The organism is Rubrimonas cliftonensis (genome assembly GCF_900107585.1).
Lineage (GTDB): Bacteria > Pseudomonadota > Alphaproteobacteria > Rhodobacterales > Rhodobacteraceae > Rubrimonas > Rubrimonas cliftonensis.
On sequence record NZ_FNQM01000002.1, the window covers coordinates 206,612 to 229,314 of the forward strand.

The 22,703-nt window shown below is 70.5% G+C and carries 23 protein-coding genes and 1 pseudogene; 11 read left to right on the forward strand and 13 right to left on the reverse strand.

Features of this window, described 5'->3' with window-relative positions; genetic code table 11:
* Position 1: 1 nt before the first annotated feature.
* Positions 2-562, forward strand: a complete 561-nt coding sequence (locus tag BLW43_RS03630; RefSeq protein ID WP_175478740.1) for a PqiC family protein — start codon at positions 2-4, stop codon at positions 560-562.
* A gap of 390 nt (positions 563-952) precedes the next feature.
* On the opposite strand, the gene BLW43_RS03635 is transcribed toward BLW43_RS03630, so the two are convergent.
* The gene (locus tag BLW43_RS03635; protein WP_093248498.1) at positions 953-2,551 is read right to left on the reverse strand and encodes an ABC transporter substrate-binding protein; all 1,599 of its coding nucleotides are present in this window, start codon (positions 2,549-2,551) and stop codon (positions 953-955) included.
* 323 nt (positions 2,552-2,874) lie between these two features.
* On the opposite strand from BLW43_RS03635, the pseudogene BLW43_RS24715 reads away from it, so the two are divergent.
* The 7 genes and pseudogenes from BLW43_RS24715 to BLW43_RS03675 all read left to right on the forward strand — a co-directional run.
* Positions 2,875-3,041 (forward strand): annotated as a pseudogene (locus BLW43_RS24715) (integrase core domain-containing protein); the annotation flags it as partial.
* A gap of 486 nt (positions 3,042-3,527) precedes the next feature.
* Entirely contained in the window at positions 3,528-4,529 is a 1,002-nt protein-coding gene (gene gap / locus BLW43_RS03650; RefSeq protein WP_093248504.1) for a type I glyceraldehyde-3-phosphate dehydrogenase, read from the forward strand.
* A 105-nt stretch (positions 4,530-4,634) separates the two neighbouring features.
* Positions 4,635-4,955 (forward strand): hypothetical protein, encoded by a 321-nt coding sequence (locus BLW43_RS03655; RefSeq protein ID WP_093248506.1) that lies wholly within the window; start codon positions 4,635-4,637, stop codon positions 4,953-4,955.
* Positions 4,956-4,962: 7 nt separating this feature from the next.
* The gene (locus BLW43_RS03660; RefSeq protein ID WP_139283977.1) at positions 4,963-5,241 is read left to right on the forward strand and encodes a hypothetical protein; all 279 of its coding nucleotides are present in this window, start codon (positions 4,963-4,965) and stop codon (positions 5,239-5,241) included.
* Positions 5,241-6,431 (forward strand): phosphoglycerate kinase, encoded by a 1,191-nt coding sequence (locus tag BLW43_RS03665; protein WP_093248510.1) that lies wholly within the window; start codon positions 5,241-5,243, stop codon positions 6,429-6,431. The genes BLW43_RS03660 and BLW43_RS03665 overlap by 1 nt, the downstream gene beginning before the upstream one ends.
* 86 nt (positions 6,432-6,517) lie before the next feature.
* Positions 6,518-7,753, forward strand: coding sequence for a PQQ-dependent sugar dehydrogenase (locus BLW43_RS03670; RefSeq protein ID WP_175478741.1), 1,236 nt, complete (start codon positions 6,518-6,520; stop codon positions 7,751-7,753).
* On the forward strand, positions 7,743-8,333 hold the full coding sequence (locus tag BLW43_RS03675) for a c-type cytochrome (RefSeq protein ID WP_175478742.1): 591 nt from the start codon (positions 7,743-7,745) through the stop codon (positions 8,331-8,333). Before BLW43_RS03670 ends, BLW43_RS03675 begins: the two co-directional genes overlap by 11 nt.
* Before the next feature lie 26 nt (positions 8,334-8,359).
* Here BLW43_RS03675 and BLW43_RS03680 read toward each other — a convergent pair whose 3' ends face one another.
* The 3 genes from BLW43_RS03680 to BLW43_RS23365 all read right to left on the reverse strand — a co-directional run bounded on the left by BLW43_RS03680 (position 8,360) and on the right by BLW43_RS23365 (position 12,177).
* A complete protein-coding gene (locus BLW43_RS03680; RefSeq protein ID WP_093248514.1) occupies positions 8,360-9,052 on the reverse strand; it encodes a metal-dependent hydrolase in 693 nt (230 codons plus the stop codon).
* Between the two features lie 30 nt (positions 9,053-9,082).
* Entirely contained in the window at positions 9,083-11,233 is a 2,151-nt protein-coding gene (gene scpA / locus BLW43_RS03685; RefSeq protein ID WP_093248516.1) for a methylmalonyl-CoA mutase, read from the reverse strand.
* Between the two features lie 584 nt (positions 11,234-11,817).
* Positions 11,818-12,177, reverse strand: coding sequence for a caspase family protein (locus BLW43_RS23365; RefSeq protein WP_175478743.1), 360 nt, complete (start codon positions 12,175-12,177; stop codon positions 11,818-11,820).
* 121 nt (positions 12,178-12,298) lie between these two features.
* On the opposite strand from BLW43_RS23365, the gene BLW43_RS03695 reads away from it, so the two are divergent.
* A complete protein-coding gene (locus BLW43_RS03695; protein WP_175478744.1) occupies positions 12,299-12,664 on the forward strand; it encodes a DUF4174 domain-containing protein in 366 nt (121 codons plus the stop codon).
* 145 nt (positions 12,665-12,809) lie between these two features.
* Here BLW43_RS03695 and BLW43_RS03700 read toward each other — a convergent pair whose 3' ends face one another.
* The 9 genes from BLW43_RS03700 to BLW43_RS03740 form a co-directional block, all read right to left on the reverse strand.
* A complete protein-coding gene (locus BLW43_RS03700; RefSeq protein ID WP_093248530.1) occupies positions 12,810-13,394 on the reverse strand; it encodes a hypothetical protein in 585 nt (194 codons plus the stop codon).
* An 89-nt stretch (positions 13,395-13,483) separates the two neighbouring features.
* On the reverse strand, positions 13,484-15,526 hold the full coding sequence (locus tag BLW43_RS03705) for an acetyl-CoA carboxylase biotin carboxylase subunit (RefSeq protein ID WP_093249912.1): 2,043 nt from the start codon (positions 15,524-15,526) through the stop codon (positions 13,484-13,486).
* Positions 15,508-15,855 carry a hypothetical protein gene (locus tag BLW43_RS23370; protein ID WP_093248533.1) on the reverse strand — a complete coding sequence of 116 codons (348 nt, stop codon included), beginning with the start codon at positions 15,853-15,855 and terminating at the stop codon, positions 15,508-15,510. The genes BLW43_RS03705 and BLW43_RS23370 overlap by 19 nt, the downstream gene beginning before the upstream one ends.
* Positions 15,856-15,986: 131 nt before the next feature.
* A complete protein-coding gene (locus tag BLW43_RS03715; protein WP_093248535.1) occupies positions 15,987-16,220 on the reverse strand; it encodes a hypothetical protein in 234 nt (77 codons plus the stop codon).
* Positions 16,221-16,252: 32 nt separating this feature from the next.
* On the reverse strand, positions 16,253-16,930 hold the full coding sequence (locus tag BLW43_RS03720) for an SDR family oxidoreductase (protein WP_093248537.1): 678 nt from the start codon (positions 16,928-16,930) through the stop codon (positions 16,253-16,255).
* A gap of 104 nt (positions 16,931-17,034) precedes the next feature.
* Complete coding sequence (locus BLW43_RS03725; protein ID WP_245730910.1) at positions 17,035-17,445, reverse strand: RidA family protein; 411 nt, start codon at positions 17,443-17,445, stop codon at positions 17,035-17,037.
* 16 nt (positions 17,446-17,461) lie between these two features.
* Positions 17,462-17,680 carry a hypothetical protein gene (locus BLW43_RS03730; protein WP_139283978.1) on the reverse strand — a complete coding sequence of 73 codons (219 nt, stop codon included), beginning with the start codon at positions 17,678-17,680 and terminating at the stop codon, positions 17,462-17,464.
* Positions 17,673-17,909, reverse strand: a complete 237-nt coding sequence (locus BLW43_RS03735) for a hypothetical protein (protein ID WP_139283979.1) — start codon at positions 17,907-17,909, stop codon at positions 17,673-17,675. The genes BLW43_RS03730 and BLW43_RS03735 overlap by 8 nt, the downstream gene beginning before the upstream one ends.
* Before the next feature lie 62 nt (positions 17,910-17,971).
* Positions 17,972-19,504, reverse strand: a complete 1,533-nt coding sequence (locus BLW43_RS03740; RefSeq protein ID WP_093248543.1) for an acyl-CoA carboxylase subunit beta — start codon at positions 19,502-19,504, stop codon at positions 17,972-17,974.
* A 218-nt stretch (positions 19,505-19,722) separates the two neighbouring features.
* Between BLW43_RS03740 and BLW43_RS03745 the strand changes: the two genes are divergently transcribed.
* A complete protein-coding gene (locus tag BLW43_RS03745; RefSeq protein ID WP_093248544.1) occupies positions 19,723-22,014 on the forward strand; it encodes an NADP-dependent malic enzyme in 2,292 nt (763 codons plus the stop codon).
* A 190-nt stretch (positions 22,015-22,204) separates the two neighbouring features.
* A complete protein-coding gene (locus BLW43_RS03750; RefSeq protein WP_175478745.1) occupies positions 22,205-22,699 on the forward strand; it encodes an invasion associated locus B family protein in 495 nt (164 codons plus the stop codon).
* The last annotated feature ends 4 nt before the right edge of the window (positions 22,700-22,703 follow it).

Here is a 22,703-nt window from a genome sequence, read left to right on the forward strand (position 1 = left end):
AGTGTACCGTTTCGCGATCTTCGGCCTGCTCGCGCTGCTGGCGGCATGCGCCGCGCCGCAGGAGCAGCGCCTCTATCTCCTGGAGCCGCCGCGGGCCTCCCCCGGCGGGCCGATCGAGGCCTCCGTGGTCGCCGTGCGGGCGGTGGACCTGCCCGCCTACGCCCGCGCCACCGCGATGGTCCACATCGTCGAGGACGGCTCGGTGCAGCAGTCCGACGTCGCCCGCTGGGCCGACGATCCGGCGCGCGCCGCCACCGTCACGCTCGCCAACCAGATCGCGGACCGGACCGGCGTCGATGTCGTGACCGAGCCGTGGCCGAGCGACGCCCGTCCCGAGGCCGTCGTCTCGGTGCTGATCGAGCGCTTCATCGGCGCGCTCGGCGGAGACCTGACGCTGAGCGGGCGCTACTCGATCACCGGCGCCGACCGGCGGTCGGAGCGCGCCTCGTCGGGCTTCTCGATCGTCACGCCGACGCAGGGTCCGGGCTTCGAGGGCCTTGCCCGCGCCCATGGCGTCGCACTCGACACGCTCGCCGCGCAGATCGTCGAGAACCTGCGCTAGAGCGTTTCCACGAGCCGACAGAATCAGCCGGCGACAAGAAAACCGCTGCAAGACAGGAGCCTCGAGCGGCAGAGCTGACGCAGGCAGGTCTCACGCCGCTCCGGCGGCGCCGCGCCCATGGGCGGGCGGATCGGCGCAACGGCCTCGCCCCTTGCGCCCTCCGGGCCCCGAACCGCCCCGAAGCAGGGTCGGAACGCGCATGATGCGGAGTCGGCCTGTCCCCAGCTCCTGTAGCGCGCAGCCGTGCGGCGCCGAATTGAGATTCTCCGTCGCCCCGCCACAGCCGCGACGACATCGCGGCGCGAGCCGATTGTCCTCGCGCTGTCGCCCGGCGCCTGTCGGCGGTCGCCGCCGCAGGGCCGGGCGCTCTGGCGCCGGCTGTCGCCGGGCCTACTTCGTCGTCGCCCAGTAGAAGGCGGAGTGGATCGAGCCGCCCTGGCTGAAGCCCTCGACGTTCTTCTGCATCGCGACCTGCTGGATCTGCTGGAACATCGGCGCGAAGGGCGAGACCTGCTGGTGGATGCGCTGCATCTCCTCGTACATCGCCGCGCGCTTGTCGCCGTCCTTCTCCAGCACCGCCGCGTCCGCCAGCGCCTCGGTCTCGTCCGCCGGCCAGGCGTTGCGCCAGGCGAGCAGCCCGGTGGCGTTCGCCTCGTCGGAGTTGTCGGGGTTGCGGGCGAAGGTGTCGGCGTTGGTGTGCGGGTCGGGGTAGTCCGGCCCCCAGGCCTCGAGCGCGATCTGGTGCTTGCGGGCGCGATACTCGGTGAGCACCTCCTTGCCGGTGCCGACGCGCAGATCGATGGTCACGCCGGCCTCGGCCATGGTGCTCTGGATGCGCTGGGCCATGTCCAGCCGCTCCTGGTCGTTGCGCACCGAGATGGTGAAGGAGAGCGGGCCGACGCCGGCCTCCGCCAGCAGCGCCTTCGCCTTCTCGACGTCCAGCGAATAGGGCGTCTCGGTGATCGCGCCGAGGAAGCCCGCGGGCAGGAAGCTCTGGTGGACGCGGTACTGGCCCTTCAGGAAGGTCGAGGCCATGCCCTCGTAGTCGATCAGATACTTGAACGCCTCGACGACCTTGGGATTGTTCAGCCCTTCGACCTTCTGGTTGAAGGAGAGGTAGGGGATGCGGCCCTTCACCTCGTCGATCACCTTGAGGTCGGCGTCGCCCCCGATGCCGGCGATGTCCACCGGCGTCAGCTTGCGCGCCACGTCGACGTCGCCGCGCTCCAGCAGCAGGCGCTGGGTGGCGGGCTCGCCGACATGGCGCAGGAACACGCGGCGCAGCGGCACCTCGCCCCGCCACCAGGTGTCGTTTGCCTCCAGCACATAGCTCTCGCCGGGCTTGAAGCTGATCTGGCGGTAGGCGCCGGAGCCGGCGGAGTTCGACTTGAGCCACTCATGGCCCATGTCGCCGTCGACCTCATGGCTCAGCGCGAGCTCCTTGTCGACGATTGAAGCAACGACGGCGGTGAGGCAGTTGTAGAAGAAGCTCGGCGCATAGGGCTTGTCGGTGACGATGGTCAGCTCGTACTCGCCGGTCGCCTTGATCTTCTCGGCGACATTGTCCTTGGTGAAGCCGAACTGGGTGAGGATGAAGGACGGCGTCTTGTCGAGGATGACGGCGCGCTGCAGCGACCATGCCGCGGCGTCGGCGTTCACCGGCGCGCCGGAGTGGAACACGGCGCCTTCGCGCAGCCTGAAGCGGTAGGTGACGTCGTCGACCTGCTCCCAGCTTTCCGCGAGGCCCGGCACGAGCGGCCCGAGATTGGCGGGGTCGAGCTCGATCAGCGTGTCGTACACGTTGTTGTTCATGTCGTTGCCGGAGAACTCGAAGCTCTCGGCGGGATCGAGCGACACGATGTCGTCGATCTTGTCCGCGATCACCAGCGTATCGGCGGGCGTCTCGGCCCAAACGGCCGCAGGCGTCATCAACGAGACGATCGCGAGCGCCGTTGCTGCGCGCAGCGAACCGGCTGTTACGGATTTCATCTGGTGCTCTCCTGACCTTGGGCCCCGGGGGCGTGCCGGCGCGGAGACGCGCATGTTCCCCGACGCGCCGCCAGACTGACAACAGACCCCGCGCCCTGTCCAGCGGCGCCTGACATCCTGCGGGCCTGAGGCGGGGCGCGCCGCGCCGGAAAGCCTCAGCCATGGGCTCAGGCCGGGCGCCTGCGCGAAAAAGCGTCGCACCCCTGCGCCGCGACCATGCAGGACGGGCCGGCTCCGCCCTGTCGGGCGGCATGGTTCTGGGCTGAGCGGCTTCCGGCGCGCTCCGGCATCGCGCCCGCCCCGGCAAAGCTGCCCCGAATGCCTTCGCCGAGAGTTTCCGGGGCCGGATGCGCGACGAATGCCTCACAACGCGCACCTGTTCTTCTCGATGAACCACGCCTGCGTCGTGATCGCCGGCTGGGTCCATGACTGCAATACCGAACGCCGGCATTCCTCGCTGGGCCACCTCACACCCGCAGCCTTCGCCGCCACCTCACACCCGCAGCCTTCGCCGCCACGTTGCGCTCGCAACGGGCATCGACGCTGCGCCATCTGAAAAGCTGCGCGCCGATGCCCGTCGCGCACGGCGTCGGCGCGCGCCCTCGGCGACCGGCGCAGCGGCGCGACACGGGGTCCGACGCGTTTCGATCGCCCCGAAGGCTTCCGCCGATTCGCGGGAGGGGGGCGAGGCGCCGCCGCGCGTCGGTTCGCTGACCCCATGGCCACTGACGCCAGCGCGAGTTTCCGGCGCGCTTCCGAGACGGCGGTTCCCGGCGCTCCACCGGGCGGCGGGAGCGCCGGACGTCGGCCGCCGCGGCCCGCAGCGCGCCTTGTGAGATCGTCCGGGCCTGGAATACGGCGCTCCGGGGGCCTTTCGACGACCCTCCGGCCCGCCTGCGCTTTCGCCGCGCCGCCGCCGCCGTTATAAGCCGCCCCGAACGGGCGCATGGGGCGTCGGCGCGAGGGAGCAGGTGTCATGGCGGTCAAGGTGGCGATCAACGGTTTCGGGCGGATCGGGCGCAACGTGCTGCGCGCGCTGATCGAGTCGGGCCGCACCGATGTCGAAGTCGTTGCGATCAACGATCTCGGTCCCGTCGAGACCAACGCCCACCTGATCCGCTTCGACAGCGTTCACGGCCGCTTTCCGGGCGAGGTGAAGGTCGTCGGCGACAGCATCGACGTGGGTCGCGGCCCGATCCGGGTCAGCGCCATGCGCAACCCCGCCGAACTGCCCTGGGGCGACGTGGACATCGCGCTGGAGTGCACCGGCATCTTCACCGACAAGGCGAAGGCCTCCGCCCATCTGCAGAACGGCTCCAAGCGCGTTCTGGTCTCCGCGCCCGCCTCCGGCGCCGACAAGACCATCGTGCACGGCGTCAACACCGACGCGCTGACGAAGGATGACCTCGTCGTCTCCAACGCCTCCTGCACCACGAACTGTCTCGCGCCCGTCGCCCATGTCCTGCATCAGGTCGTGGGCATCGAGAAGGGCTTCATGACGACGATTCACAGCTACACCGGCGACCAGCCGACGCTCGACACGCTGCACAAGGATCTTTACCGCGGCCGCGCCGCCGCGATGAGCATGATCCCGACCTCGACCGGCGCCGCGAAGGCCGTTGGCCTCGTGCTGCCCGAACTCAACGGCAGGCTCGACGGCGTGGCGATCCGCGTGCCGACGCCGAACGTCTCGGTGGTGGACTTCAAGTTCATCGCCAGCCGCGCGACCAGCGTCGACGAGATCAACGCCGCCATCCGCGCCGCCGCAGACGGCCCGCTCAAGGACGTGCTCGGCTACACCGACGCGCCGAACGTCAGCATCGACTTCAACCACGACCCGCATTCCTCGATCTTCCACACCGACCAGACCAAGGTGATGGACGGGACCTTCGTGCGCGTGATGAGCTGGTACGACAACGAGTGGGGCTTCTCCAACCGCATGCTCGACACCGCCGTGGCGATGGCGAAGACGATGTAAGCTGGTGGAAGTCTCCTTCCGCCTCCTGCTCGTGGTCCTCGCCGCCTTCGCCCTGGCGGCGGCGGATCACTACGTTCTGGGCGACGCGATCAAGGGAGCGTTCTGATGGAGGACAAGGGCGCGCCGCTGCGCGAAATCGGCGAACTGCTTGAGCGGCAGTTTCCCGATTTCATCTGCCTTCGCTGCGGCCATGACACTTTCATGGTCATTGCGAACCCGCGCCCGGCGCAACCAGGGCAGACAGTTCCTAGGCTGGCGCGGCGGGCTGGTTTAATGTTCGAGCGTGTGGCCTTCGCTACAGGGACAGCCTTCGATCAACCTGAGAATTTCGCCAAGGTTGTTTGCAAACGATGCGGTCTAGCGGAAGATCACTATCTGCCGGCGCTGGCCGCCACGTTCATGAAAGCGGGCGGCGAAGATGACTAAGCTGACCGTGATCGATGGCGGCAAGTCGCCCTCAGGCGGCGGACCGGAGGACCCGATGATTGAAGCGCGAGTAGGGCGGCTGGAGGAGGACGTTCGCGAGATCAAGGCGGACATCCGCGAGATGCGCCGCGACGTGTCCGAGTTGAAGGACCGCTTCTCCCGCATGGAGGTCGGCATCGAGCGGATCAGCGCGCGGCTGGACAGCATTCCGAATGTCTGGCAGTTCGCCATGGGTCTGGTCACGACGGTTGTCGCCGTCGCGGCCTTGTTAGTGAGCCTTCGCTGATGCCGTTCAAGACCCTCGACGACCTCGACCTCGCCGGCAAGCGGGTGCTGACCCGGGTCGATCTCAACGCCCCGGTGCGCGAGGGGAAGGTCACCGACGACACCCGCCTGCGCGCCATCGCCCCCACCGTGCGCGACATCCTGGACAAGGGCGGCAAGCCGGTGCTGCTGGCGCATTTCGACCGGCCCAAGGGCCGCGTCGTGCCCGAGATGAGCCTCGGCCAGATCGCCCCCGCGCTGGAGAAGGCGCTGGGCGTGCCGGTCGAGTTCATCGACGCCTGCACCGGCCCGGCGCCGCTGGCCCATGCGCTGGCGCTGGCGCCGGGCAAGGTGCTGCTCTGCGAGAACACCCGCTTCCATGCCGGCGAGGAGAAGAACGACCCGGAATTCGCCGCAGAGCTGGCCAAGCTCGGCGAGGTCTATGTGAACGACGCCTTCTCCGCGGCCCATCGCGCCCACGCCTCGACCGAGGGTCTCGCGAAGCTTCTGCCCTGCGCGGCGGGGCGGCTCATGGAGGCGGAGCTGAAGGCGCTGGAGAAGGCTCTGGCGACGCCGGAGCGGCCGGTGATGGCGGTCGTCGGCGGCGCGAAGGTCTCCACCAAGCTCGATCTGCTGGGCAATCTCGTGGAGCGGGTGGACGTACTCGTGATCGGCGGCGCGATGGCCAACACCTTCCTGCTGGCGCAGGGCAAGCCGGTCGGCACTTCGCTGGTGGAGGCGGAGATGACCGACACCGCGCGCGAGATCCTCGCCCGCGCCGAGAAGGCCGGCTGCGCCGTCGTGCTGCCGGTGGACGTGGTGGCCGCCGAGGGCTTCAAGGCGAACTCGCCGCACGTCACGGTCGCCGCCGACGCGACGCCCGATGACAGGATGATCCTCGACGCCGGCCCCAAGACGGTCGCCGAGATCGAGAAGCGCCTCGCCGCGGCGAAGACGCTGGTGTGGAACGGGCCGCTCGGCGCCTTCGAGATCGAACCCTTCGACGCCGCCACCGTCGCCGCCGCGCGCAGGGCCGCCGAACTCACGAAAGCCGGCAAGCTGATGAGCGTCGCCGGCGGTGGCGACACGGTCGCGGCGCTGAACGCCGCCGGGGCGGCGGGCGACTTCTCCTTCGTCTCGACGGCCGGGGGCGCGTTCCTCGAATGGCTCGAAGGCAAGACGCTGCCGGGCGTCGCCGCGCTTTCGGCCTGACCGCGAGAAAGTTGCAGAACGGCGCTTCCACCAGCCGGCGTCGCTGCGCATAATCGTTCCAACCAGAACAACGGGAGGAGACGACAATGCAGCGGAAGACCCTTGCAACGACCGCCGTCGCGCCGTTTGGCGTGGCGCTGGCGCTGGCGCTGGCGCTGGCGACGCCGGCCGTGGCGCAGATGAGCGCGCTCGACGTCACCAACGCCGCCGCCAGCAGCCAGAACCAGGACCTGAGCCCCCACCGCACGCCGCCGACGCCCGCCGCGCTCGACGCGCTGCCGGTCGACAGGCTGAAGCTGCCGGCGGGCTTCAAGGCGGAGGTCTGGTCGCATGGCCACGCCGCCGGGCGCACCATGGTGATGGGCGACAAGGGGACGGTCTTCGTCGGCACGCGCCAGCTTGGCCGCGTCTACGCGATCACCGACCAGGGCGGCGAGCGCACCGTGCGGGTGATCGCGGAGGGACTCGTCCAGCCCAACGGCCTCGCGTTCCGCGACGGGTCGCTCTACGTCCTCGCTATCAACGAGGTGTTCCGCTACGACGGGATCGAGGACAATCTCGACGCGCCGGGCGAGCCCGTCGCGCTGACCGAGGCGTTCGGCCTGCCTCCGGAAGTCCATCACAACTGGAAATACGCCGATTTCGGGCCCGACGGGCGGCTCTACGTCCAGGTCGGCGCCGATTGCAACATCTGCGAGGTCAATCCCGGCGTCCACGCGCAGATCCGCGCCTACGAGCCCGACGGCTCGAACATGGAGATCGTGGCGCGCGGCGTGCGCAACACGGTCGGGTTCGACTGGCACCCGGCGACCGGCGAGCTTTGGTTCTCCGACAACGGCCGCGACTGGGCCGGCGACGACGGCCCGCAGGACGAGTTCAACCGCCTGCCGGCGAACCTTTACGGCGCCAGTTTCGGCTTTCCCTATTGCCACTCCGACGGCGTGCCCGACCCCGACATCAGGCGTCCCAACCCCTGCGCCGGCGTCATCATGCCCGCAGCCCTTCTCGGCCCGCACGCCGGCGCGCTGGGCGTGCGGTTCTATGACGGCGACATGTTCCCCGTCGCCTACCGCAACGTAGCCTTCGTGGCTCGGCGCGGCTCGTGGAACCGCGAGGACAAGTTCGGCTACGACGTGGTGGCGGTCACGACGCATCCCGACGGGAGCGCGACCGTGCAGCCCTTCATGACCGGCCTGCTGGACGAGGCGGCCAACGACTTTGTCGGCCGCCCGACCTACATCCTCCAGATGCCGGACGGCGCGCTGCTGGTCTCCGACGAGACCAATGGCGCGATCTACCGCATCTCCTACGATGCGGGCTGATCCCCGCCGCACCGCCGGCCAGCGCGGCCTCGTCGCGCTGGCCTTCTCGCTCCTCGGCGCCGCGGCCGCCGGCGCCGCCGACATCGATGCGCTGGCGGAGCAGTGCGCCGGCTGCCACGGCGAAGGCGGCGTCTCGCAGATGGCGGAGGTGCCGTCGCTGGCCGGCCAGCCGGAATTCTTTCTGTTCGACCAGCTCTTCTACATGCGCGAGGGCGTGCGGCAGGTGGAGGCCATGGAGGGCATCGCCGACGGGCTCAGCGACGCCGAGATCGACGCGCTGGCCAAGCGCTACGCCGCCGCCGACCCCGCGCTCGCCGGCCCCGAGCCGGACCCTGCGCGCGTCGCCGATGGCGCGGCGCTGGCAGAGGCCCGCCGCTGCGCGTCCTGTCACGGCGCCGGTCTGACGGGCCGCGAGGCGATCCCGCGGCTGGCGCGTCAGCGCGTCGACTACCTCCGCCATGCGCTGATCGCCTACCGCGACGAAACCCGGCGCGGCGCCGACACCACGATGACCGCCGCCGTCCACGGCCTGAGCGACGGCGACCTGGACGCGCTCGCCCACTACGCCGCCGCGCAGTAGGGGCGGGGCGGCCGTCACCGCCTGCGTCAGAGGGTGACGGCCTCCATCACCTTCGGCGCGATCACCCGAGTCGGCGCCATGGCCTGCGCAAAACCCTCCGCCGTCTGCTCCAGCAGCGGAAAAGTCCCGTAATGGCAGGGGATGACGGCTTCGAAGTCGAAGAACTTGCCGCAGGCGAATGCGGCGCGCCTTGCGTCCATCGTGAAGTGGCCGCCGATCGGGACGATCCCCCATTTCGGCGCGTGCAGCTCCGCCAGCAGGCCCATGTCGGCGAACACGTCGGTGTCGCCCATGAAATAGAGCGTCTCGCCGCCCGCCTCGATCATCCAGCCGGCCTCGGCGCCGAGATAGACCGGCCTGCCGTCCACCGGCATCGAGCTGGAATGCACCGCATGCACCAGCGTGGCCGCGACCCCGCCAAGATCGACCGTCCCGCCTTTGTTGAGGCCGATGGCGCCTTCCGTCGCGAGGAAATTGGCGAGTTCGTAGATGGCCACGACCACAGCGCCCGTCTTGCCGGCGATCTCCACCGCGCTTGAGGCGTGGTCGGAGTGGGCGTGGCTGAGCAGGATGTGCGTGGCGCCGTCCACCGCCTCGTCGAAGCGGTCCTCGGGAAAGCTCGGATTGCCCCTCAGCCACGGGTCGAGCAGCAGCACGCGGCCGCCCACCTTGATGCGGAAACCGGAATGGCCGAGCCAGGTCAGGGTCCAGTCGCTCATGGTCCATCTCCTGCGTTGGCGGCCGGCGGCTCACTCCGCCGCGTGCGGCCTGCGCGTCTCGTCGATCAGCCGCAGGATCTTGCGCGCCGCCTCGGGAATGTTGGTGCCGGGGCCGAAGATCGCCTTCACGCCCTTGGCCTGCAGGAACTCGTAGTCCTCCCGCGGGATCACGCCGCCGCAGATCACGATGATCTCGCCGGCGCCCTCGGCCTTCAGCGCCTCGATCAGCAGCGGCGCCAGCGTGCGGTGGCCCGCCGCCTGCGAGGAGACGCCGACCACATGCACGTCGTTGTCCACCGCGTCGCGGGCGGCTTCCTCGGGGGTCTGGAACAGCGGGCCCACGTCGACGTCGAAGCCGATGTCGGCGAAGGCGGTGGCGATGACCTTGGCGCCGCGGTCATGCCCGTCCTGGCCCATCTTCACCACCAGCATCCGCGGGCGGCGGCCCTCGACTTCGGCGAAGGCGGCGACCTCGTCGCGGATCGCCTGATACTCCGCGTCGCCCTCATAGGCCGCGCCATAGACGCCGGCGAGCGTGCGCACCTCGGCGCGGTGGCGGCCGAACACCCGCTCCATCGCGTCCGATATCTCGCCGACGGTGGCCCGCGCCGCCGCCGCCTCGACCGCCGCCGCCAGCAGGTTGCCGCTCTCCCGCGCGGCCTGCTCCAGCGCCGTCAGCGCCGCGTCGCAGGCCGCCTGGTCGCGGCTCTCGCGCAGCGCCTTCAGCCGCGCCACCTGGCTCTCGCGCACGGCGGCGTTGTCGATGTTGAGGATGTCGACGGGCTGCTCGGTCTCGGGGCGGTACTTGTTGACCCCGACGATCACCTCCTCGCCGCGGTCGATGCGCGCCTGCTTGCGGGCGGCGCTCTCCTCGATGCGCAGCTTCGGCATCCCCGACGCCACCGCCTCGGTCATGCCGCCGAGCCCCTCGACCTCGTCCATCAGAACGCGGGCCGCGGTCGCCATGTCCGCCGTCAGCTTCTCGACGTAGTAGCTGCCGGCGAGCGGGTCGATCACCTTCGTCACCCCCGTCTCCTCGGCGAGGATGAGCTGGGTGTTGCGGGCGATGCGGGCGGAGAACTCGGTGGGCAGCGCCATCGCCTCGTCGAAGCTGTTGGTGTGCAGCGACTGCGTGCCGCCCAGCACCGCGCTCATCGCCTCATAGGCGGTGCGCACGATGTTGTTGTAGGCGTCCTGCTCCTGCAGGCTGACGCCGGAAGTCTGGCAATGGGTTCGCAGCATCAGGCTTTCCGGCTTCTTCGCGCCGAAGCCGTGCATGATCTCGGCCCAGAGCAGCCGGGCGGCGCGCAGCTTCGCCGCCTCCATGAAGAAGTTCATGCCGATGGCGAAGAAGAAGCTCAGTCGCGGCGCGAAGGCGTCGACGTCGAGCCCGCGCGACAGCGCCGCCTTCACGTATTCCTTGCCGTCGGCGAGCGTGAAGGCCAGCTCCTGCACCAAGTCCGCGCCGGCCTCCTGCATGTGGTAGCCGGAGATCGAGATGGAGTTGAACCGCGGCATCTCCGCCGCCGTGTAGGCGATGATGTCCGCCACGATCCGCATCGAGGGCGCGGGGGGATAAATGTAGGTGTTGCGGACCATGAACTCCTTGAGGATGTCGTTCTGGATGGTCCCGCTCAGATCAGTGGCGGCGCAGCCCTGTTCGCGCCCTGCGACGATGAAACTCGCCAGCACCGGGATGACCGCGCCGTTCATCGTCATCGACACCGACATCTCCTTCAGCGGGATGCCGTCGAACAGGCGCTTCATGTCCTCGACGCTGTCGATGGCCACGCCCGCCTTGCCGACATCGCCCACGACGCGCGGATGGTCGCTGTCGTAGCCGCGGTGGGTGGCGAGGTCGAAGGCGACGCTCAGCCCCTTCTGCCCCGCCGCCAGCGCCTTGCGGTAGAAGGCGTTCGAGGCCTCTGCGGTGGAGAAGCCCGCGTATTGGCGGATGGTCCACGGGCGGCCGGCGTACATTGTCGCCCGCGGCCCGCGGGTGAACGGAAACTGGCCCGGCAGGCCGCCGAGATGGTCGAGCCCCGCGACGTCGGCCTCGGTGTAGAGCGGCTTGACGTCGACGCCCTCGGCCGTGCGCCAGGTGAGCGTCTCGACGTCGCGGCCCCGCAGCTCCTTCTCGGCGAGCGCGCGCCAGGCGGAAAGATCGGGCGTGTCGGTCATCGGGCGTCTCCGCTGCGATCCGGTCCGGCGGCCGGGGCCGCGCCGGAGAGATGCGCGACTTTACCGCCCCGCGGGCGGGAAAGACACCGCCCCGCGGAGTCGCAGCAGGGGGCTGCGGTCAGAAGCGCTTGAGCTCGATCACGCAGGGCCGGTCCTCGCGGCGGCCCGTCATGCGCATGACGCCGCCCTGCACGCGCCCCTCGAAGACGAGGTCGAGCACGTCGTCCTCGATGCCGATTCGCGGGCCTTCGTCCAGGTCCCGACGCCCAGCGCGCGCACCTCGCCGTCTGCGAGCACCGTGAACTCCAGCCGCCGGTGCAGGGGGCGCCGCTCCAGCGCGTCTCGGGCTCGGGCGGCCCCGCGGCCCAAACGCCGCGCCCGCCTGTGATGGAGACGCGCACCGGGTCGCCCTCTGGCCGCGCCCAGCGCGGATCGCCCCCAGCTGATCGGCCTTGCGTCGCAGCGCATCGCGCCCACCCAGTTTCCGTCGAAGCGGGAGGTGCGGCCAGGCCCGGCGTCGGGGTCGCTCGGCACCACCTGTCGCGTCAGCGAGGAGGTCTCCCTGGGCGCCCGCCGGCTGCCGGTCACGCGGGCGACGAGGCCGCGGTCACGGATGAACACGTCCTCGATGCGCTCGCCGGGCTCGCGCGGGGCCGCGCCAGCGCCTCGGCGTAGGGGCTGTTGGGGCCCTCGCCGTCGAAGGCGACGGCGCCCGGCTCGGTGGCGAAGGCGATCAGCGTGCCCGGCGGCGCCTCGACGCCCGGCGCGGCGCCCGCCTGCATCAGCGCGTCGACGGCGACGGACCGGGCGCGCAGGTCCGCGAAGTCGTGCGGCGCTGCGTCCACGGGTGCGAGCCGGTCGCGCCGCTTCGCCGGCGCGCAGGCGGCCAGCACTCCCGGGGCGAGGCATGGCCCGAACAGAACTCCGCGGATGTCATGCTCCATCGACATGTTTCTTCCGAGCGGTGGCGGCCAGGCTAAGGTCCCTTCGCCGCGGGGTCTTCCCCGGCCCGTGCGCCGGGCTGGACGGGGTCGCGGCGCGCGCCATGTCCTCGCCATGATGTGCATGCTCGCAGGACTGACCATTTGCGCGGCCGCCGAACTGGGCCCGGAGGGCCTTGACGCGCTGCGCTGGGAGGCGCGCCCGGTCGTGGTGATCGCCGATCCCGACGACCCGCGTCTCGCCGAGCAGCTCGCGCTGTTCGAGGCCGACGCCGCCGACATGATCGAGCGCCGCAATGTCGTGATCGTGGACACCGCGCCGGGCTCGGCGCTGCGCCGGCGGTTTGGCGCGGACGGCTTTCTGGTGGCGCTCATCGGCCTCGACGGCGGCGTGAAGCTGCGCAGCGACGCCGTGACGCCGCCCGGTCGGCTGGAGGCGCTCATCGACGCCATGCCCATGCGCCGGCGCGAGATGCGGCGAGGCGATTGAACCGCGCCGCCGCCGCCACCAATTTCATGGCGCGTTTGCGTAGACGGCGGTAAGATGCCGTCGGATGGATTGGAGGGCGAGATGACCGGTCCCAACGACAAGATGCCGCCGTTCGACGACAGCCCCATCGTGCCGCGCGAGGGGCCTAAGCCCTGGTACTGATCCATCGGCCGTGGCGCTCCAGCCGCGCCACGCCGCCTTCAAGCGCCGCCTCGGCCTCCTTCGCCAGAACCAGCGTGCGGACCTTCACGGCCACCATGTCGCGGAACGCGGTCATCAGGCGCGGCGCGGGCATCTTGCGCAGCTCCCCCTCGCGCAGGTCGGCGATGAAGGCCGACAGGGTCGCCAGTTTCGCGTAATAGGCCACGACGGGCTCCACGACATTCCCCGGCAGGAGGTGGATCTCGCCCACCAGCGCCGAGAACACGGTGTCGTGCTTCTCCAGCGGGACGATCGGCTTGAACTGGGCATCCTGCGTGAACGTGCCGTGCAGGCGTTGCAGGCGCGGCATGTAGCCGCCGTCCTGCTTCTCGTCCTCCTCAAGCTCCCGCCGATGCGTGCGCACTTCCGCCAGCAGAGCCTTCTGCAGGTCGATGATCTTCTCGCGCCGGCGCTGCTCCTCCAGCTGGCGCTCGCGCGCGTGGTTCACGAACCAGCCGGCCGTCGTCACCAGCGCCGTGATGACCGCGGCGATGACGACGCCCAGCCAGACGGGACCGAAGCTCTCCATGCGCGTCGCTCCTTGCAGCCGCCGCACATCGAACAGGATAGGGGCGGGTCCGTCTCCAGTCTGCGAAAAACCTGAGCGCGGCGCCAGCCCTACTCGAACTCCATGATCACCTCGTCGACCGCGAGGCTCGCGCCGGGCGCGGCGTGGATCGTCCTGACCTTGCCCTTGCGCTCGGCGCGCAGGACGTTTTCCATCTTCATCGCCTCGACCGTGGCGAGCGTCTGACCCTCCTGCACCTCGTCGCCCACCGCGACGGCGATGGAGACGACGAGCCCCGGCATCGGGCACAGGAGCTGCTTGGCGCTGGCGCCGTCCTCGCGCGGGGGCATCAGCGCGGCGAGTTCGGCCAGCCGCGGCGAGCGCACCGCGATCGCAAGGTCCGCGCCGCGCCAGCGCAGGCGGAACCCCTCGGTCAGCTGGTCGACCTTGAGCGTCATCGGCGCGCCGTCCACCGTGACGCGCGCCAGCCGCGCGCCCGGCGCCCATCCGCCGAGATCCACGCCGTCGGGCGCGCCGCGGCCGTTCAGCGCCACGTCGAACCGCGCGTCGCCGAACGTCGCGACATAGGCCTTCGGCAGCTTGCGTTCATGGTTCGTCAGCACGCCGCTCACCGACGCGGCGCGGGCGTCCACGGCCGCGCGCATGGCCGCGGCGACATGGGCGAGCCGGCGCAGGTCCGCCTCGGCGATGGCGGCGCCGTTGAAGCCGTCTGGGAACTCCTCGGCGATGAAGGCGGTCGTCAGCCGTCCCTCTACGAAGCGCGGATGGTCCATCACGGCGGCGAGGAAGGGCAGGTTGTGGCCGATGCCCTCCAGCTCGAAAGCATCGAGCGCATCGCGCATCGCTGCGATGGCGGCGTCCCGGTCGGGCCCCCATGTGCAGAGCTTCGCGATCATCGGGTCGTAGTAGCGGCTGATCTCGCCGCCCTCGCACACCCCGGTGTCGTTGCGCACCCTCACGGGCGACCGCGCGTCGGCCGACACCGTGGCGCCGCCGAGCGCGCCCTCGGGCGTTGCCGGGTCAAGCGTCCCGGCAAGGCCGCGCTCCTGCGGGGGGCGATACCGCGTCAGCCGGCCGATGGAGGGCAGAAAGCCGCGATAGGGATCTTCGGCGTAGAGCCTGCTCTCGATGGCCCAGCCGTCGAGCGTCACGTCGCCCTGCGCCAGCGGCAGCCGCTCGCCCGCGGCGACGCGGATCATCAGCTCCACGAGGTCGAGGCCGGTGACGAGTTCGGTCACCGGATGCTCCACCTGAAGCCGGGTGTTCATCTCCAGAAAGTAGAAATTGCGGTCGCCGTCGACGATGAACTCGACCGTGCCGGCGGAGCAGTAGTCCACCGCCTTCGCCAGCGCCACCGCCTGCGCGCCCATCGCGGCGCGCGTCCCGGCGTCGAGGAACGGCGAGGGCGCCTCCTCGATGACCTTCTGGTTGCGGCGCTGGATCGAGCATTCGCGCTCGCCGAGGTGGATGACGTTGCCGTGCCGGTCGCCGAGCACCTGGATCTCGATGTGCCGCGGCTGTGTGACGAACTTCTCGATGAAGATGCGGTCGTCGCCGAAGCTCGCCTTGGCCTCGTTCTTCGACGACTGGAAGCCCTCGCGCGCCTCTGCGTCGTTCCAGGCGATGCGCATCCCCTTGCCGCCGCCGCCCGCCGACGCCTTGATCATCACCGGATAGCCGATCTCGCCGGCGATCTTCACGGCCTCGTCGGCGTCCGCGATCAGCCCCATGTGGCCGGGCACCGTGGAGACGCCGGCCTCCGCGGCGAGCTTCTTGGAGGTGATCTTGTCGCCCATGGCGTCGATCGCGGAAGCCGGCGGCCCGATGAAGGCGACGCCCGTCTCCTCGAGCGCGCGGGCGAACTCGGCGCGCTCGGACAGGAAGCCGTAGCCGGGGTGCACCGCCTCGGCGCCGCTGTCGCGGATGGCGGCCAGCACCTTGTCCATGGCGATGTAGCTCTCGGCGGCGGGGGGCGGGCCGATGTGCACGGCCTCGTCGGCCATGCGCACATGCAGCGCGTCCCGGTCGGCGTCGGAATAGACCGCGACCGTCCCGATCCCCATTTTCCGCGCGGTCTTGACGACCCGACAGGCGATCTCCCCGCGGTTGGCGATCAGGATCTTCTTGAACATGCGCATCCCCCGGGGCCGGCGTCTCGGTCGGAGCGTGGCTCCGACGCGGCGCGATCGGCCCACCGCCGCCAGCGCCGCGCGCCTCCCTCATGAAAGATTTGTCTCAGGGCGTCCAGCGTCCCGGACGTCGCGGCGGCGCCGTCGAGAAAGACCGCCGCCAGCGTCACCTGCGCCCTGTCCTCGCCTGAAACGACATGAACCACCGGCGCGAGCCCGCGCATCCGGCTCAGCCGGCGCCACAGATCCTGCCGCGCCGCCGTCGCCATGCGCGCCCGCCACAGTCGCCCCGCGCCGGGCGGCGCCGCGACGGTCTCCGTCGCGCAGACCACCGAAGTCGCCCGGCGCGGCGCGCGTGCGAGGGCGCAGGGGGCGACAACCGTCTCGCCCTCACGCTCCACCAGCGTGAAGCGGCCCGCGGCGCGCCGCGGCCCCGCCAGCAGTGCGCGCAGCGCCTCGGGGCTCAGCGGTCGCGCCCCATGTTCATGATCGCCACGCCCATGCCCACCGCCGCCCCGGTGAAGCCGAAGCCCGCGGCGAGCATCAGATAGCCGAGCCAGCCGACCTCCGAGCCCGCCATCAGCGTGCCGATCCGCCCGACATCGGTCCAGACGAGCCCCAGCAAAGCGGCCAGCCCCGCGAAGAAGCCGGTGGCGCCGTGGCGGGCGAGGAAGCGGATGAGGCGGGGGTCGGTCATGGCGAGGGACGTAGCGCGGACGGGCCGCCGCGTCAGCCCTCGGGGTTCGGCATGAGATAGACCTCGCCGACCGTCACATGCGCCGGCTGCTCCAGCGCATAGACGACGGCGCGGGCGACGTCCTCGGCCTTCAGCGCCTGCGGCTTGGCCTCGTCGAAGAAGGGCGTGTCGACCATGCCCGGCGCGATCACCGTGCAGCGCCCGCCCCACTCGCGCATCTCCTCGGCGAGGTTCTCGCCGAAGCCGTGCACGAAATGCTTGGTGGCGCCGTAGACCGAGCCCTTGAGCGTCGCGCGGCCCGCGCGCGAGCCGGTCAGCAGCATGTGGCCCTTCGTCTTGCGCAGATGCGGCAGCGCGGCGTGCACGGTCGCGACGAGCCCCCACACGTTCACGTCGATCATCGCGCGCCAGTTGGCGAGGTCGCCGTTCTCCGCGCCCGCCGCGCTGGCGCCCATGCCCGCGTTGGCGAAGGCCGCGTCGAGCCCGCCGAACGTCTCCGCCGCGCGCGCCATCGCCGCCTTCAGCGCGTCCGCGTCGGTCGCGTCGCAGGGCAGGGCGAGGGCGTCGCCGCCGATCTCGCGCACCAGCGCGTCGAGCCTGTCGGCGGAGCGCGCGGCCAGCGCAACGCGCCAGCCGGCCTCAGCCGCCGCGCGCGCCGTCGCCGCGCCGATGCCGCTGGAGGCGCCGGTGATGAAAAGGGTTCTGCTCATGGGGCGGTCTTTCGGTCGGGGTCGCCGCCGCGCAGCGAGGGGCGCAGAGGCTGTGAGACGTCTAGCTGTGTCGCCCTTGCGCGATGCGCAACCGCCGGCGCGGCTCAGCCCGGCCGGCGGGCGACGCAGTCGATCTCCACCAGCGCCCCCACCGCCAGCGCCGTGACGCCGACCGTCGTGCGCGCCGGCAGCCGGTCGGCGGGAAAGAAGCTCCTGTAGGTTTCGTTGAACGCGGCGTAGTCGCGCTCGAACCCGGTCAGGAAGCAGCGGCACTGCGCCACATGCTCCAGCCCCAGCCCGAGCTCGCCCAGCACGAGGCGGAGGTTCTCCATCACCCGCCGCGTCTGCGCCTCGACGCCTTCCGGCAACGGCGCGTCGGGGGCCGCCGGGTCGGTCGGCATCTGCCCGGTCAGGATCACCCACCCGTCGCTCTCGACCGCATGCGAGAACGGCGCGACGGGGCGCGGGCCGGCGGGCAGGGTGTGGAAGCGCATCTCGTCGCGTCGCGCAGTCACGACGCCTCCCGCGCGGTCACGATGCGGCGCGCCGCGGCGCGGCGTCTTCGCTCAGCACGTCCGCGACGCAGTCGAGCCATTCGCGCAGGCTCGCCGGGTCCGCGGTGCGGCCGTCCGGCAGCATCGCGGTGTCGCTGAGCACCTGCGCGACTTCCGCCTGGGGATCTCTCGCGAGCCTCTGCTCCAGAAAGCCGCGCATCGCCCGATGGGCCTGGTCCGGTGTGAGACTATCCATCGTCGCCTCCTTCGCGCGCCGATCCTGTCGCCACGCTGAAATAGTCGCGGGGCCTTTCGTTTCTGCCGCCATTCCTGATCCGGTCGCCCCTGACCTGCGCCCAGATCTGGGCGCCGTCTTCCTCGAGCGCAGCATACCATGCGGTTCCGTACCGGTCGCGCCCGATGAAGTTGGCCGGATCGGCGACAAGCCGCGTCAGCGCGTCGCGCGCCTTCGGCGTGTCGGCCATGTGGCCGGGGGCGGCCCTGAATATGTGAGCCGCGTCCGTCTCGGAAATGCGCGGCGCCGCAGTCACAACGGCAGATTGTCGTGCTTCTTCCACGGCGTCTCGACCCGCTTGCCCCTCAGCGCGGCGAAGGCGCGGGCGACGCGGCGGCGGGTGCTCATCGGCATGATCACCTCGTCGATGAAGCCGCGCTCGGCGGCGACGAAGGGGTTGGCGAAGCGGTCCTCGTACTCCTTCGTGCGGGCGGCGATCCTGTCGGGGTCGGCCAGTTCCGAGCGGTAGAGGATCTCCGTCGCGCCCTTGGCGCCCATCACGGCGATCTCGGCGGTCGGCCACGCATAGGTGACGTCGCCCTTCAGGTGCTTGGACGCCATCACGACATAGGCGCCGCCATAGGCCTTGCGGGTGATCACCGTCACTTTCGGGACCGTCGCCTCGCCGAAGGCGTAGAGCAGCTTGGCGCCGTGCTTGATGATGCCGGCGTATTCCTGCGCCACCCCCGGCAGAAAGCCCGGCACGTCCACGAAGGTCAGCAGCGGAATGCCGAACGCGTCACAGAAGCGCACGAAGCGCGCCGCCTTGCGCGCGCTGTCGATGTCGAGGCAGCCCGCCAGCACCATCGGCTGGTTCGCCACCACGCCGACCGTCCGCCCCTCGATCCGCCCGAAGCCGGTGATGATGTTGCGGGCGAAATCGCGCTGCTGCTCGCAGAAATCGCCCTCGTCGAGCACCTTCGTCACCAGCTCCTTCATGTCGTAGGGCTGGTTGGGGTTGTCGGGGATGAGGCTGTTCAGGCTCTCCTCCAGCCGCTCGGGACTGTCGAAGAACGGCCGCTGGGGCGGCGTCTCTCGGTTGGAGAGCGGCAGGAAGTCCACCAGCCGGCGCACCTCCGCCAGCGTCTCGACGTCGTTCTCGAAGGCGGCGTCGGCCACCGAGCTTTTCGAGGTGTGGGTCTTGGCGCCGCCCAGCTCCTCGGCGGTCACGGTCTCGTTGGTGACGGTCTTCACCACGTCCGGCCCGGTCACGAACATGTAGCTTGAGCCCTTCACCATGTAGATGAAGTCGGTCATGGCCGGCGAGTATACCGCGCCGCCGGCGCAGGGGCCCATGATGACGCTGATCTGCGGGATGACGCCCGAGCCCTCGATGTTGCGCTGGAACACGTCGCCATAGGCCGCGAGCGAGCCCACGCCCTCCTGGATGCGGGCGCCGCCGCTGTCGTTCAGCCCGATCACCGGCGCGCCGTTGCGCATCGCCATGTCCATGATCTTGCAGATCTTCGCGGCCACCGTCTCGCTGACCGAGCCGCCGAACACCGTGAAGTCCTGGCTGAAGACATAGACCTGCCGGCCGTTGATCGTGCCCCAGCCAGTCACCACGCCGTCGCCCGGATAGGTCGTCTCGGCCATGCCGAAGTCGTGGCAGCGATGCGCCACGAACATGTCATATTCCTCGAACGAGCCCTCATCGAGCAGCGCCTCGACCCGCTCGCGCGCGGTGAGCTTGCCCTTGGCGTGCTGGGCCTCGATCCGTTGCGCGCCGCCGCCGAGCCGAGCCACGGCGCGGCGCGCCTCGAGTTGCTCAAGGATGTCTTTCATGGCTTTCCCCTCGCCTGGGCCGACGCGACCCTTTCCGCCTGCCGCGCGCGCCGCGCCGCGTCAAGGGGCCGCCGCGCCGCTGGCCGCAGACCGGTCCAATCCGCCGCGCCCTGCCGCGGAGCGGCTTCGCGCCGGCGCGGGCCTGTGTATTGTGCCTGTCGACAAGAGCCCGGATGGAACCGGGGCAGGTTGGAACGGCAGGGGCGGGGGGAGCCGACATGAGCGACACGGGCGACGAACTGGGCGCGCAGGCGCTCGCCTACCATGAGGCGGGACGGCCGGGGAAACTGGAGGTGCGCGTCACCAAGCCGATGGCCACCAGCCGCGACCTCTCGCTGGCCTACAGCCCCGGCGTCGCCGCCGCGTGCCTCGCGATCCGCGACGACCCGACCGCGGCGGCGCGCTTCACCGGGCGGCAGAACCTCGTCGCGGTGGTCTCCAACGGCACGGCGGTGCTGGGTCTCGGCGACATCGGGCCGCTGGCCTCCAAGCCGGTGATGGAGGGCAAGGCGGCGCTGTTCAAGAAGTTCGCAGGCATCGACTGCTACGACATTGAGGTGGCGGAGACCGACCCCGCGAAGCTGGCCGCCATCGTCGCCGCGCTGGAGCCGACCTTCGGCGCGGTGAACCTGGAGGACATCTCGGCGCCGGCCTGCTTCGAGGTCGAGCGGCTCTGCCGCGAGACCATGGGCATTCCGGTCTTCCACGACGACCAGCACGGCACGGCCATCGTCGTCGCCGCCGCCGTCACCAACGCGCTGCGGCTGGGCGAGAAGCGGTTCGAGGATCTGCGCGTCGTCTCCACCGGCGGCGGCGCGGCGGGCATCGCCTGTCTCGACCTGCTGCGCCATCTGGGCGTCAGGCGCGAGAACATCATCCTCTACGACCGCGACGGGCTGGTGCACCTGCAGCGCCCTCTTGACGGCCGCAAGCCCGACTACGCGCTCCCCGGCCCTGGCCCGACGCTGGCCGAGGCGATGGTCGGCGCCGATCTCTTCCTCGGCCTCTCCGGGCCGGGGGTGCTGAAGCCCGAGATGGTGGCGGCCATGGCGCCCAACCCCATCATCCTCGCGCTCGCCAACCCCAACCCCGAGATCATGCCCGAGATCGCGCGCGCGGCGCGGCCGGATGCGATGATTGCGACGGGCCGCAGCGACTATCCCAACCAGGTCAACAACGTCCTGTGCTTTCCGTTCATTTTCCGCGGCGCGCTCGACTGCGGCGCTACCGAGATCAACGAGGCGATGAAGATCGCCTGCGCCACCGCCATCGCCGATCTCGCCCACGCGCCGGGCACCGAGGAGGCCGCGCGGGTCTACGCCGGCGAGCGCCTGGTCTTCGGCCGCGACTACCTCATCCCCAAGCCCTTCGACCCGAGGCTGCTGGCGACGGTTGCGGCCGCCGTCGCCGAAGCCGCGATGGAGAGCGGCGTCGCCACCCGACCGATCACGGACATGCCCGCCTATCGCGAGCGTCTGGAGCGCACCGTGTACCGCTCGGGCTTCCTGATGAAGCCGATCTTCGAGCGCGCACGGCAGGTGCGCCGCCGCGTCGTCTTCGCCGAGGGCGAGGACGAGCGCGCCCTTCGCACCGCGCTCGCCATGGCGCAGGAGGGCGTCGACCGGCCGGTGCTGATCGGCCGCCGCCGCGTGCTCGCCGCCAACATCGAGAAGCTCGGCCTGCCGCTGGAGGTCGGGCGCGACTTCGAGCCCTGCGACCCCGAGGACGACCCGCGCTACGGCGACTACTGGCGCGACTACTACAACCTCACCAGGCGCGAGGGCGTCACGCCCGACCTCGCCCGCGCGATCATGCGCACCAACACCACCGCCATCGGCGCGGTCATGGTGCATCGGGGCGAGGCCGACAGCGTGATCTGCGGGCTGTTCGGGCAGTATCTCTGGCATCTCAACTACATCCGGACCGTTCTGTGCCGGGACGGCAAGCGCCGGCCCATCGGGGCGCTCGTGGCGATGATCCTCGACAGCGGGCCGATCTTCATCGCCGACACGCAGGTTCACGCCGAGCCGACGCCGGCTCAGCTCGTCGAGATCGCGCGGGCGGCGGCGTCGGAGCTGGGCCTGTTCGGGATAACGCCCAAGGTCGCCTTCATCAGCGCCTCGAACTTCGGCAACCTGCGCGACGCGGCGTCGGAGCGCGCGCAGTCGGCGGTGCGCCTGCTCGACGCCGAGGGGGCGGATTTCGACTATGAAGGCGAGATGCATGTCGATGTCGCGGTCGACCCCGCGCTGCGCGAGCGGATATTTCCCAATTCCCGGCTGGAAGGCGCGGCGAACCTGCTCATCATGCCGTCCATGGATGCGGCGACGGCGGCGAAGAACGTGCTGAAGTCGCTGGCCGGGGGGCTGCAGGTCGGCCCGATCCTGATGGGGATGCAAGGCGCCGCCCACATCGTCACCCCGACGATGAGCGCGCGCGGACTGCTCAACGTGGCGGCGCTGGCCGGCGGCGGGGAATTCGGCGGGGCGGACCTGGCCGATCAGGCCTGAGCCGCCGCGCTGCCCCGCGGGCCCTCGCTGGTGCTCGGCGGTCTCGGCGCCTTCGGCGTGATGGAGCGGCGCACGGCGAGGCGCGCCCGATCGCTGCTTCACCCGCCACCTGCAAGGTCGTATAGTGGTGGCCGTGCCCCGGTCCGAATGGCCGGGTCCAAATTTCTGGATGGAAGAGAGTTTCCGCGCCATGAACAGAACGGCTGCATGCGTCGCCGGCGGCCTCGCCTTCGCCCTCGCGTCCGGCGCGCTGGCGCAGGACGGCGCCGCGGCAGATTTCGAGACCTTCGACGACTGGGCTTTCTCATGCTCCGCCGGAGCGTGCCAAGTCTACTCCGCGCTGGTCGAACGTGAGACAGGTCGCTTGAACGTATCGCTTTCCATCGTGCGCGACCCGGAGACAGACGGCCTGACCGCGATCGTGAACGTGCCGCTCATGGTGGCGCTCCAGCCCGGCGTGCAGATCATCGCCGAGAAGGGCGCTCCGCTGCGCGCCGGATATCAGTTCTGCGAAGAGAGCGGATGTCGCGCGATCGTGCAACTCGACGCCGAGGCCGAGACGGCCATGCGCGACAGCGGCGTGGTGGCGATCGACCTGTTTCGATACGGCGAGTCGTCGCCGCGGCGCACGACGATGTCGCTCGACGGCTTCGACGAGGCGATCGAGCGTCTGCTGCTGCGGTAGCCGG

What these genes read in the sequence shown, in the direction of transcription:
- BLW43_RS03635 (WP_093248498.1), bottom strand. Translation starts at nt 2,551, where the DNA reads ATGAAATCCGTAACAGCCGGTTCGCTGCGCGCAGCAACGGCGCTCGCG.
- gap (WP_093248504.1), top strand. Translation starts at nt 3,528, where the DNA reads ATGGCGGTCAAGGTGGCGATCAACGGTTTCGGGCGGATCGGGCGCAAC.
- BLW43_RS03655 (WP_093248506.1), top strand. Translation starts at nt 4,635, where the DNA reads ATGGAGGACAAGGGCGCGCCGCTGCGCGAAATCGGCGAACTGCTTGAG.
- BLW43_RS03665 (WP_093248510.1), top strand. Translation starts at nt 5,241, where the DNA reads ATGCCGTTCAAGACCCTCGACGACCTCGACCTCGCCGGCAAGCGGGTG.
- BLW43_RS03670 (WP_175478741.1), top strand. Translation starts at nt 6,518, where the DNA reads ATGCAGCGGAAGACCCTTGCAACGACCGCCGTCGCGCCGTTTGGCGTG.
- BLW43_RS03675 (WP_175478742.1), top strand. Translation starts at nt 7,743, where the DNA reads ATGCGGGCTGATCCCCGCCGCACCGCCGGCCAGCGCGGCCTCGTCGCG.
- BLW43_RS03680 (WP_093248514.1), bottom strand. Translation starts at nt 9,052, where the DNA reads ATGAGCGACTGGACCCTGACCTGGCTCGGCCATTCCGGTTTCCGCATC.
- scpA (WP_093248516.1), bottom strand. Translation starts at nt 11,233, where the DNA reads ATGACCGACACGCCCGATCTTTCCGCCTGGCGCGCGCTCGCCGAGAAG.
- BLW43_RS23365 (WP_175478743.1), bottom strand. Translation starts at nt 12,177, where the DNA reads ATGGAGCATGACATCCGCGGAGTTCTGTTCGGGCCATGCCTCGCCCCG.
- BLW43_RS03695 (WP_175478744.1), top strand. Translation starts at nt 12,299, where the DNA reads ATGCTCGCAGGACTGACCATTTGCGCGGCCGCCGAACTGGGCCCGGAG.
- BLW43_RS03700 (WP_093248530.1), bottom strand. Translation starts at nt 13,394, where the DNA reads ATGGAGAGCTTCGGTCCCGTCTGGCTGGGCGTCGTCATCGCCGCGGTC.
- BLW43_RS03705 (WP_093249912.1), bottom strand. Translation starts at nt 15,526, where the DNA reads ATGTTCAAGAAGATCCTGATCGCCAACCGCGGGGAGATCGCCTGTCGG.
- BLW43_RS03715 (WP_093248535.1), bottom strand. Translation starts at nt 16,220, where the DNA reads ATGACCGACCCCCGCCTCATCCGCTTCCTCGCCCGCCACGGCGCCACC.
- BLW43_RS03720 (WP_093248537.1), bottom strand. Translation starts at nt 16,930, where the DNA reads ATGAGCAGAACCCTTTTCATCACCGGCGCCTCCAGCGGCATCGGCGCG.
- BLW43_RS03730 (WP_139283978.1), bottom strand. Translation starts at nt 17,680, where the DNA reads ATGGATAGTCTCACACCGGACCAGGCCCATCGGGCGATGCGCGGCTTT.
- BLW43_RS03735 (WP_139283979.1), bottom strand. Translation starts at nt 17,909, where the DNA reads ATGGCCGACACGCCGAAGGCGCGCGACGCGCTGACGCGGCTTGTCGCC.
- BLW43_RS03740 (WP_093248543.1), bottom strand. Translation starts at nt 19,504, where the DNA reads ATGAAAGACATCCTTGAGCAACTCGAGGCGCGCCGCGCCGTGGCTCGG.
- BLW43_RS03745 (WP_093248544.1), top strand. Translation starts at nt 19,723, where the DNA reads ATGAGCGACACGGGCGACGAACTGGGCGCGCAGGCGCTCGCCTACCAT.
- BLW43_RS03750 (WP_175478745.1), top strand. Translation starts at nt 22,205, where the DNA reads ATGAACAGAACGGCTGCATGCGTCGCCGGCGGCCTCGCCTTCGCCCTC.